This window comes from Vibrio sp. 1-2 (7-a) (genome assembly GCF_013048515.1).
Classification (GTDB): Bacteria; Pseudomonadota; Gammaproteobacteria; order Enterobacterales; family Vibrionaceae; genus Vibrio; species Vibrio diabolicus.
Map to the genome: position 1 here is coordinate 21,233 of NZ_VHSQ01000023.1, position 9,653 is coordinate 30,885.

A 9,653-nucleotide genomic window follows, 5' to 3' on the forward strand; every position below is an offset into this window, starting at 1 on the left:
TTACATTTGCACTCTGCGCTTACCCGTCAACAATTGCTGCATTAACGCCTTTTTCTCATCTTTGAGGTGAGCGAGTTTGGCTTCTAGTAGTTCGATTTTTTTATCCGCTGCGGTGAGGACTGAAGCGATTTTTTGTTGCTCTTGAGGTTCTGGAAGTCCAATTACTAAATTTGCAAATATTGAAATCCAGTGACGCTGGTGACCACCGACAGGATAATTTAATACCTGCATAGCCTCATATACGTACTTTATGAATACACCATCTTTGGCGATTAATATTTTCATCGCACTCGATTTTGCTTTAAATGGAAAGTCTACAAACTTACTAGCTGTCGTAAAGTCATCAAAAATTATTGCTGGTAATTTTTCACTGAAGATACCGAAGTCTTCATTCGAGTAACCAAGTATGAAAGTCTTTCCTGCTGTTAAAACTGGTGTTGGATACTCATCTGAATATTCAGTAGATTTAACCAAATAGGGTGTTGGCTGCTTGTAATCTAGAAGTTTTCCTAACTCAACCTTTTTCCATTCCCCCTCAAACACCTTCCCAGTTTCAGGATTCACCAACCGTTTTTTCCCCGTCAACAATTGCTGCATCAGGGATTTTTTCTGCTGCTGGCTGGTTGCAATTAACTTTTCGGTGGTTGCAATCGCTTTATCCCAAGTAGAGAGGATCTTGGCGATTTTTTGTTGTTCAGGGAGGGGGGGGCAAGCAACCTTTAGTTTTTTTATATCTGCGATATTAATTCTGGAAACCGTAGAACCAATCGATAGTCTGGATATATCTGTTTTAGTTCTTTCTGTATTTAAGATCAGCGAGAGAAAAACTGGATCAGTTACTTTTTTCTTAGGACGAAGCATAACCATGCGTTGCCCCATACATACTTTTTTGTCGTATGGAACTAAACAGCTTTCTCCCGCAGGAGCTTCACGAGTAAACAGAACATCGCCATACTCAGGTACCGCTCTTTGAGTCCATTCCTCATAGCCTTCACTTGTCGTGTACTTCATATCATCCATAACCAACTGCCCATTACGAACATTACTGGTTCTAACAACAAGATATTCTGATTCAATTACATAAGGGGCTGTTTTATGCTCACAGTCTACAACTGTACAAAGTTGCGATATGGGCTTTGCTTCCAGAACGCTATAAGGCATATCCCAACTCCTTCAGATAACCTGCCATTTCCGCTTCCAGATCCGCCAGTTCACTTTGCAGCACCAAACGTTCGTTGCGCACAGCAATCAGGTCGATCTCTTCCTCTTCCTCAAAGGTATCGACATAACGCGGGATATTGAGGTTAAAGTCGTTTTCAGCAATCTCTTCTAACGTCGCTAGGTAAGCGTATTTATCCACGCTTGTACGGGCTTTGTAGGTATCAACAATCTTCTGGATATTTTCTTCGGTCAATACGTTTTGGTTTTTACCTGATTTAAACTCACGCGACGCATCGATAAACAGTACATTCTTGTCATCTTTATGCTTTTTAAAAATCAGAATCGCCGCAGGAATGCCTGTGCCAAAGAAAAGTTTTTCTGGTAGGCCAATCACGGCATCCAACAAGTTTTCTTCAATCAACTGCTTACGAATTTTTCCCTCTGAAGAGGCGCGGAATAACACCCCATGCGGCACCACCACACCCATACGCCCAGTTTGCGGCTTCAGGGTTTCAATCATATGCGAGATAAACGCATAGTCGCCTTTGGTTTTTGGCGGTACACCACGGCGGAAGCGACCAAAGTGATCGTTCTCGGCATCTTCATGGCCCCATTTATCCAAACTAAATGGAGGGTTGGCTGTTACTACATCAAAGTGCAGCAAGCCACCGTTGGAATCCTGAAGTTTCGGGTTGCGAATAGTGTCGCCCCATTCAATGCGGTGATTGTCTTCACCATGCAGGAACATGTTCATTTTCGCCAGTGACCAGGTTGAACCAATCGCTTCCTGACCATATAAGGCGTACTTCTTCGAACCATTAAAGTTCTTCTGAACCTGTTTACCACACTTCATCAATAGTGAGCCCGAACCACAGGCAGGGTCACAAATGGTATCGCCTTCCTGCGGCGCAAGAATAATCGACAGCAGATCCGAGACTTCCGCAGGGGTATAGAATTCGCCCGCCGATTTACCACTTCCTGCCGCAAAGTGTTTGATGAGGTATTCGTAGGCATTACCAATGACATCAAGTGTTCCTACGCGGCTTGGACGCAAGTTAAGAGTTGGCTTACCAAAGTCTTCTAGCAGGTGGCGAAGAATATCGTTCTTCTGTTTTTCATCGCCGAGTTTATCGGTATTAAAACTAATATCCTGAAACACGCCTTTCAGTTTGCTGTTGGCTTCTTCAATAGCGTGTAGAGCGGTATCAATACGTGAGCCATTACCCGCGTCAAAACGTGATTCATACAAATCCCAGAACGAACTGCCTGTCGGGATTTTAAACGACTGACTTTCAAGCATTTCAGCAATCAGCTCGGGAATATCTCCAAACTCTTTTTTCAGATCTTCAACTTTATCTTTGTGCACATCTGAGATGTACTTTAAGAACAGCATAGTAAGGATAAAGTCTTTGTATATTGACGGGTCAACCGTACCACGGAAGGTATCACAGGCATTCCATACTGCTTTGTTGATTTCGCTTTGGTTGATTGGGGTATGTGGCATAAATCCTAGCTCTTAATTGTTAGATGAATTCATTAGGTCAGTAGCAATCGCATTTAACTGCTGCTGTCGGTTATTGATTAGCTTATGCAGCAGAGCATTTTCTTTAATGCTGGCGGCATAAAGCTTGGCAATCGTGTTCTGGGTTTCGATACTAGGTAAGATAATCGGTGTTGCGGCCAGCACTGGCTTACGAATACTAATTTGAAAACTGCCTTCGGCACTGCGTTTAAAATATTGCTGTGCAGGGGTTTGATTTAGCTGCCAGGTTAAAAATTGAGTGTTCACTAAACCTTGCCATTTCGATTTAAGGTGCAAAAGAAACAGACTAGGTGCGCAGGTCGTGTTTTCTAAGTCGCAGTCAACATAACTAGCCGTATGCTTAGCTCCTTTGGCACTAAACAAAATATCGCCTTTTTTGAGCCAATCAGGTTCACGTTTACCTGTCAGATCGGTGACGATTAAATCGCTGTAGATTAACTCGCCAAGTTCAGAGATATCTTTAGCTTGTACCGCTTTCACTGAGCCACTAGGAATATCGCGTATGGCCCCCCGAAACGGGTAGCCCGCTTGAATGGTAACCAAATCCGATAAGGTCACTAATTTCGAGGAGCTGACTCCTTCAATCATTGGCCTTGTACTCCGCACTTTGAATAATTTACTTATTCTGCCACTTATGAAGAACGTTGCAACACTTAACTACAGTAATTAAATGATGCAAATTAAACTTTGACATTAAATCCAAATGATTTTATTTTTTATATGCAGTAATTATATGGTGCATGGTGAGTTTGGTGGTATTAGTAAAGAAGTTAAACGTCAATATGGGTGATTTACCCTATTTTGATACCAGTGATGCTAAGCAATTACGAGTAGTAACGTTTCATCATGACCGTGAGGTTGAAAAGTTCCCCCGACTTCATTCTTTAACTCGTATTGAAGATGTATTGGAAATGAATCTTTTCTTAGAGCATCGGTTTAAAGGCCTGTTTATGCCACCGAAACGAGGGGGCAGAGTTAACAGCATGGGAGGAGTCAGCTTATCAACGTTAAATTCCATTAGCTATTCGCTGAGCATTTTTCTCGACTGGTTGGAAAAAAATAATGTTGCTTGGCAAGAAGTACTAGCTGTTGCCGCGACTGATAAAGCAAAATACTGGCTGCCAGTGTATCGCTTTCGTAAGCATCTGATAGACAGAGTTCAAGAACAGAAAATAGAGCGAGATACGGTAAATCTATATATGAATCATATTCGTCAGTTTTATGAATGGGCCATGAAGCAGCGGCGTATTGAGAAAATTCCGTTTGAGTATAAAAACAAAATCATCAAAAAAAAACGTAAAGATGGAGACATTGATTTTCTCTTTTCTGGTCAGTACGAGCAAGAACGCGGTATTCCTATTACGACTACCGACTTATTGATCCCGAAGAAATACAAACAGAAAAAATTTAATGAGGGAGAGCTTGCTCCCTACAATAGAGAAGAATTGGAGCTGCTCTATAGTAGCAAAGCATTAACACGACCAAACGCTAAACTTTGGGTTGAGTTAGCGCATCTGTGCGGATTAAGATCTGAAGAGGTTGCCGGCTTTCCATCACTAGCGGTTGTCAATCCAGCATTGACAAGCTCTACATTGTTTTATGTTGAGATCACCGGAAAATTTAATAAGCAACGTACCATCATGGTTTCACGCCAACTGATGGACAGTCTATGGATTTATCTAAATTCACCAGAACGACAACATCGTTTGGGTAAATGGCAAATCCAGCATGGTAATGTGGCTAACGCGTCATTGTTTTTAAATCGTTCAGGCAATCCTATCCTGGCAAAATCTGTCGGAAACATTATTGCAAAAGTTCGTGCCGAATTAGGTGACACGGGTCTAGAGCGAGACTTTCATGATTTAAGAGCCACGTTTGCGACCAATCTCGCCAGCTTTATGCTAAAGAAAAACCTTCCTATTGGTTTTATTCAATACAAACTGATGCGTTTATTGGGACACGCCAATTTCTCTACCACCCAGAAATACATTAACTTTGCTCGCTCGGATACGTTTGACAAACAGATGGCCCGTTGGGTAGATAAGTTATTTGGGGATCATTTATCAAGCTTGCATGATGAGCTAGTTTCGATACAAGGTGGCACCAGTGAGAACTAATATTATAAAGCTTCCCTCAGGTTCGAAGGTAAACATCACTGAGTTAGTTGAAGCATCTCCTATTCTCGAATCGCAGTTACGTTGGTTAATCAAAACTCCTAATTATAATGGCTCAAATTCAACATCATTACAGTCTGTTTCTTCTCGATTTTCTGTTGTGGTATTCGCGCTTAAATATGTTAATAACAAATTCCCAGATTGTAAGCTGGCGAAGGATGGATTTAATGCATTTATTAATAATGGTTACGAACTTCTAAAACGTACAATAAATAGTGATCTTCGAAAAGAAGCAACACAAGAGCTTGTTTATGCATTAAAAGTGTATACAGGGCATGATATTTCTCGTTCGATTCTATGGCCAGAAGCTTATCTCATTCTCCCTGTTGGAGAGTCAGATGTGAGCGATCTCTATGAATTTTCGCCTATTCTCGTTGAAGATTTACGTAATATTGTAGCTAGCGACCGATATCAAGGCCATAAAGGACATAATTTAAAATCTATGAATCATAGATTGCGAGTAATTGTTACTGCATGTAGATATGTTATTAATCATATCGATAAGGCAGATTATTTGAAAATGGGCCTAAGAGGTTTTTTTGTATATGATTACCTGTTATTGAAATCTACTTATGCTAGTGAAATAAGATCTGAGTTGTTTAATGAGTTACGGTTTGCGTTAGAAATATTTAAAGGAGAATCAGTATTACGCCATAATTACATAGAGAATTTGTTATCTTTTTATTTTAAAGAATATGACAAATGGCGTTACATTGACTGCAAAGAATTGGCTGGTACATTGCCAAATGTTTTTGCTGAATTGAAAAATATGTATCGAGATGAAATATCTCTAATCGAACAAAAAAACTACAATATGGAGACGCTTCATACACGATTTTCAAAAACAAAGCGCTTATTGTTGAATTATATCTATCCTAATTTTTCTCAAGATATAATAAAGTATGGAATTCAATGCTTAGGGCGTAACAATAACAAGATCCAAAAACAATTATTTCAGATTATCCAATCTCAAGTTCAGGAAAAGATCATTTCACTCAGAACAGGTACTGGATATTTCGAGGTTATTCGTTGGTTGATGGAGCGTTTCGGACAGCAAGCTACGGATGCTTACCGCATCTCTATGCAGCGTTATCAACGTCATGCAAAAAGAACAAAATTAGAAAATGTCTATTCTGATGAAGAACTTGTTGAGTTAATTTATTACCTTGAAGCGGCGCTGGCTTCCGCAACAGAGAGTAAAGCAAAAGTAGCTTTGCTATTTGCCAAAATTCAGATCAAGACTTGTTGGAACAAAACACCACTTTGCAATGTTGAGTTAACTGATATTAATGAGATCGAATTGCCTACTGCTAAGAAAACCATGCTTATTATGGTTCAAAAAGCTCGTAAAAATTATGATATAGATACATATAAGTTGGATGGGCGAACGGTAAATAGTGTAATGATAGATATTCGCTCAGTGAAAGAGTTAACGGAACCTTATCGCCTACAGATGTCAGCTTGCTCACATCTGTTATTTATTTATCAAGAGTTCGGAGAAATATATCCGATTTCTCCTAATAACATTGTTAGTTATGTTAACTTGTTGCTTTCTAATCAAGGTTGTCGAGTTCGTTACAATACTCAGAAAGTTCGAACTTCTGGGGCGAACGATATCTATAGACAAGTTGCGAAAGATTTGCGCAAGTATAAACAAACAATGCGTCATTCATTTTCAACTTTTATTCAAAACTATCAAAAAATTGTTGAAGTCGATACTCAACTAACGCTTAGTGATGCAATTCATACTATGCAAGCGTATTTTACAGGAAGAGAAATTTCCCCAAATATCATTATATTAGATAATGATGAACCTAATTGCCAGCAAACCCCTACTGGGTTATGTGCTTCTGTTGGTGGAGATGTTGAAGCGGTTCAATATCACAAAGAACATAGGCTTCTACACAATCAGAATGGCCAAGAAGGACGTTGGTGTAGCGATTATCTGGCGTGTATTTGGTGTAAGTATTACCGAACAGTAGCGGACCCTGAACATGTCTGGCAGTTGCTTAGTTATAGAGATTATGTCCTTGAAGATATGTCGGCCAGTATTAGTAACTTAGAGCAAAATGAACGGCAGACTGAAATTATTCAGACATTGCGAGGAAGAGTCGCTGACATCCTAGAGCAGCTTAAATTAAGAAACCCTAAAGCTGTTGAGCATGGAATTAATTTACAAAAGAAAAACGGTCTGCACCCATTTTGGGAGTTTGCTGTGACATCGGTATCAATATAGGTAGTTAAATGACTGATATGTATAGCGTTCTAGGACAAATTTTAGATGTTGATGGGCATATTAGAATCAGACCTTATAACCCTTTGGTTGAAGAGGGCCTCAAGAGTGCTGTGTTATGGAAAACTAAAAAAACTTCTGGGGTACATACGAGTCACTATGGTGATGATTTTTGGACCGCTCCAGGAGAGAAACAAAACATAACGTTTCATAATACCTTCGGTGAATTGGGGCATGAGCTCAGAGCATTAGCATTAGGCATGTTAAAGCACGGGGCCGGTGAAGGTATGACACCATTAAAATGGAATACAACCCACAGGATTATTCGGTCTAGTAAGCGCTTTGGTATTTGGCTGAAAGAGCAGAACATCATGTCTCTGAGTAGTCTAGATAGTCTTCCTTTACTGCGTTTACGCAATTTACTTGAAAATTTTCTATTGAAAAATGAAGCTATTAAACATGTTCACGTAGCCCAGGAGATTTCTAGTTGCCTTTATTGGTGGCGACAGTATGGGATTGTGATATCAGAAAAACATGTAGATGTTCTTACAGAAATTCTTGCTCCATACATAGCTAAAAAGTCCGATTATCGACAAAAACATGCAGTTATACCAACACGAGTTATGAAAATTCTCCTCAAAGAATGTGAATTCAAATTAATTCAGGCAGAGAAATTTTTTAATCAGTGGGAAGCTATTCAGAATGAAATGAACCGTCGTATACCTCATTTGAGTCGTGGTCATTTTAATAGGACTACTCACATTGATGCTCTTTCTAATGAGGAAGCGAATTTACTTAATGAATTACACCCCTATTTTTCCTCCATAAAGCGTTATGTCTTTGTCTTGGTTATAGCCTATTCAGGAATGAGGCACAGTGAAGTCTTGGCTCTTGAAGATGATGCAGCATTTAGTTTAGAAGGTAAATATTATATTAAATCGCTACTATCCAAAACTTCAGATGGAAGCCAAAAATTGGAATGGGTTGTTAGTGAGCTTGCTTTCCGCGGCATTCAGTTGCTTAGTAAAATGAACAATATTTATCGAGAAAGAGCAAAGATTCTTTTAAAGTTTTATGGTGACAAGCTTCCTGAACAACGTGCTGAAAATATGAAATTTGGATGTTCTGATAACAAGCTATTTCAGGTTAGATACTACAAGCAAGCTGCACAATTTAGTCACTTAGGTAAGCAGAATATTAATTGTTTTAGTAATATTAATCAGTTGATCAATATTCCACTGGAACAGAGTGATATTGATCAACTTGAAAAGCTGGGCTGCAACGTTCATTCTGTATCAGCCAGTAGCGTACATTTTCGTAAACCATATCAAGTCGGGATGCCATTCAATTTTACCTCACATCAATTTCGCCACACATTTGCTTGGTTTATTGTCGCTAACCGCCTGGGCGATTTGGATGATATTAAATATCAATACAAGCACATGGAAAGTAGTATGAGTTTGGTGTATAGCCATCGAGGTTATGATTCTTTAGAAGAGCTAATGAGTTTGACTCACAGTTTCGAAGAATACTTAACTCAGCAAGCTATGACAGATATGGTGGCTGCGGCTGAGCAAGGACATTTGGCTGGCCGAGGGGGTGAAAAATTTATCGGTCGTTTGAATAATTTACTTGGAGACACTTTCACAAGTGGGTCTTCCCCTCATTTTTCTAACATGCAAGAACTGCTTACGTATACGGCAAAACATTCAGCGAGTTTTCGCGGTCTTTCTCACGGTTACTGCACTAAAGGATCAGACTGTCAAATTCGTAATGCTGCTGACCCAAGTCACTGCGTTAACTGTGATTCATATATTGCAACGCCAAAACATTTACCACACTGGAAAGTTATCAAGAAAAAATGTGAGTATCAATTGGCTCGTTTTGAACAGTTTCCTGAAGATCTTAAGCCACGGTTTGCTTCTTTTAAAGGTGCGCTATTAGACAACCTTTATGCAGCAAACAGTATTATCAATCAGTTGCAAATCAGTATAAAGGAGGGGTGATGGAGTGCGATACTAAAAGCCGGCTGGATGCAATCATTGCACAGATGATTGCATCTGGGGAAAAAGTCAACGTAAGCCGAGTTGCGCAAAAAGCGGGTGTATCTAATGCGTTAATCTATAATCGATACCCAGAGCTAAAACTCAAGATTCAACAAGCAAAGCTCGGGCAGACACAAAAAGTTAAACACATAGAATCGACTTTAGAAATCGAAAAATTGAAAGGAAGGTTAACAAAATCCATTCAGAAACAAGAGGAAGCAGAGTTAAAGGCCGAATCTTTAGAGAATCAAAATAAGAAACTTTGGGAACATATTCAGCAGGTTTACTCGATGTACGATCAGATTCTGGCTGAACGGAATGAGTTTGCTGAGCGTTTGAAGTTTGTTGGGAAGTGAAGGTTTGATTCACAGTAAGCGTCTACGAACTGTAGTGGCATAGTGAATTTGGTCACTTAGTTAGAGGTGATATCATCACCTCATAAGTTAACAGGTGACACTATGACAAAACGTACAAGACGACTATTTAGCGCAGAATTT

General features: G+C 39.6%; 7 protein-coding genes. 4 read left to right on the forward strand and 3 right to left on the reverse strand.

Annotated elements, in window-relative coordinates; translation table 11 throughout:
* From FKN08_RS23515 to FKN08_RS23525, 3 genes are read right to left on the reverse strand one after another with little or no spacing between them, the layout of a single operon-like run.
* The gene (locus tag FKN08_RS23515) at window positions 1–1,161 is read right to left on the reverse strand and encodes a restriction endonuclease subunit S (RefSeq protein WP_170892974.1); all 1,161 of its coding nucleotides are present in this window, start codon (window positions 1,159–1,161) and stop codon (window positions 1–3) included.
* Window positions 1,151–2,665, reverse strand: a complete 1,515-nt coding sequence (locus tag FKN08_RS23520; RefSeq protein ID WP_170892975.1) for a type I restriction-modification system subunit M — start codon at window positions 2,663–2,665, stop codon at window positions 1,151–1,153. Before FKN08_RS23520 ends, FKN08_RS23515 begins: the two co-directional genes overlap by 11 nt.
* 12 nt (window positions 2,666–2,677) lie before the next feature.
* Window positions 2,678–3,292 (reverse strand): restriction endonuclease subunit S, encoded by a 615-nt coding sequence (locus FKN08_RS23525; protein ID WP_170892976.1) that lies wholly within the window; start codon window positions 3,290–3,292, stop codon window positions 2,678–2,680.
* A 164-nt stretch (window positions 3,293–3,456) separates the two neighbouring features.
* Between FKN08_RS23525 and FKN08_RS23935 the strand changes: the two genes are divergently transcribed.
* From FKN08_RS23935 to FKN08_RS23545, 4 genes are read left to right on the forward strand one after another with little or no spacing between them, the layout of a single operon-like run.
* The gene (locus tag FKN08_RS23935; protein WP_170892977.1) at window positions 3,457–4,821 is read left to right on the forward strand and encodes a site-specific integrase; all 1,365 of its coding nucleotides are present in this window, start codon (window positions 3,457–3,459) and stop codon (window positions 4,819–4,821) included.
* Window positions 4,811–7,114: a hypothetical protein gene (locus FKN08_RS23535; protein WP_170892978.1), complete on the forward strand. Its 2,304-nt coding sequence runs from the start codon at window positions 4,811–4,813 to the stop codon at window positions 7,112–7,114. Before FKN08_RS23935 ends, FKN08_RS23535 begins: the two co-directional genes overlap by 11 nt.
* An 8-nt stretch (window positions 7,115–7,122) precedes the next feature.
* Window positions 7,123–9,117 (forward strand): hypothetical protein, encoded by a 1,995-nt coding sequence (locus tag FKN08_RS23540; RefSeq protein ID WP_170892979.1) that lies wholly within the window; start codon window positions 7,123–7,125, stop codon window positions 9,115–9,117.
* Window positions 9,117–9,512 carry a DUF6262 family protein gene (locus FKN08_RS23545; RefSeq protein ID WP_170892980.1) on the forward strand — a complete coding sequence of 132 codons (396 nt, stop codon included), beginning with the start codon at window positions 9,117–9,119 and terminating at the stop codon, window positions 9,510–9,512. Before FKN08_RS23540 ends, FKN08_RS23545 begins: the two co-directional genes overlap by 1 nt.
* Window positions 9,513–9,653 lie beyond the last annotated feature (141 nt).

Coding starts and splice junctions, on each gene's coding strand:
- FKN08_RS23515 (WP_170892974.1), bottom strand. CDS start 1,161: ATGCCTTATAGCGTTCTGGAAGCAAAGCCCATATCGCAACTTTGTACA.
- FKN08_RS23520 (WP_170892975.1), bottom strand. CDS start 2,665: ATGCCACATACCCCAATCAACCAAAGCGAAATCAACAAAGCAGTATGG.
- FKN08_RS23525 (WP_170892976.1), bottom strand. CDS start 3,292: ATGATTGAAGGAGTCAGCTCCTCGAAATTAGTGACCTTATCGGATTTG.
- FKN08_RS23540 (WP_170892979.1), top strand. CDS start 7,123: ATGACTGATATGTATAGCGTTCTAGGACAAATTTTAGATGTTGATGGG.
- FKN08_RS23545 (WP_170892980.1), top strand. CDS start 9,117: ATGGAGTGCGATACTAAAAGCCGGCTGGATGCAATCATTGCACAGATG.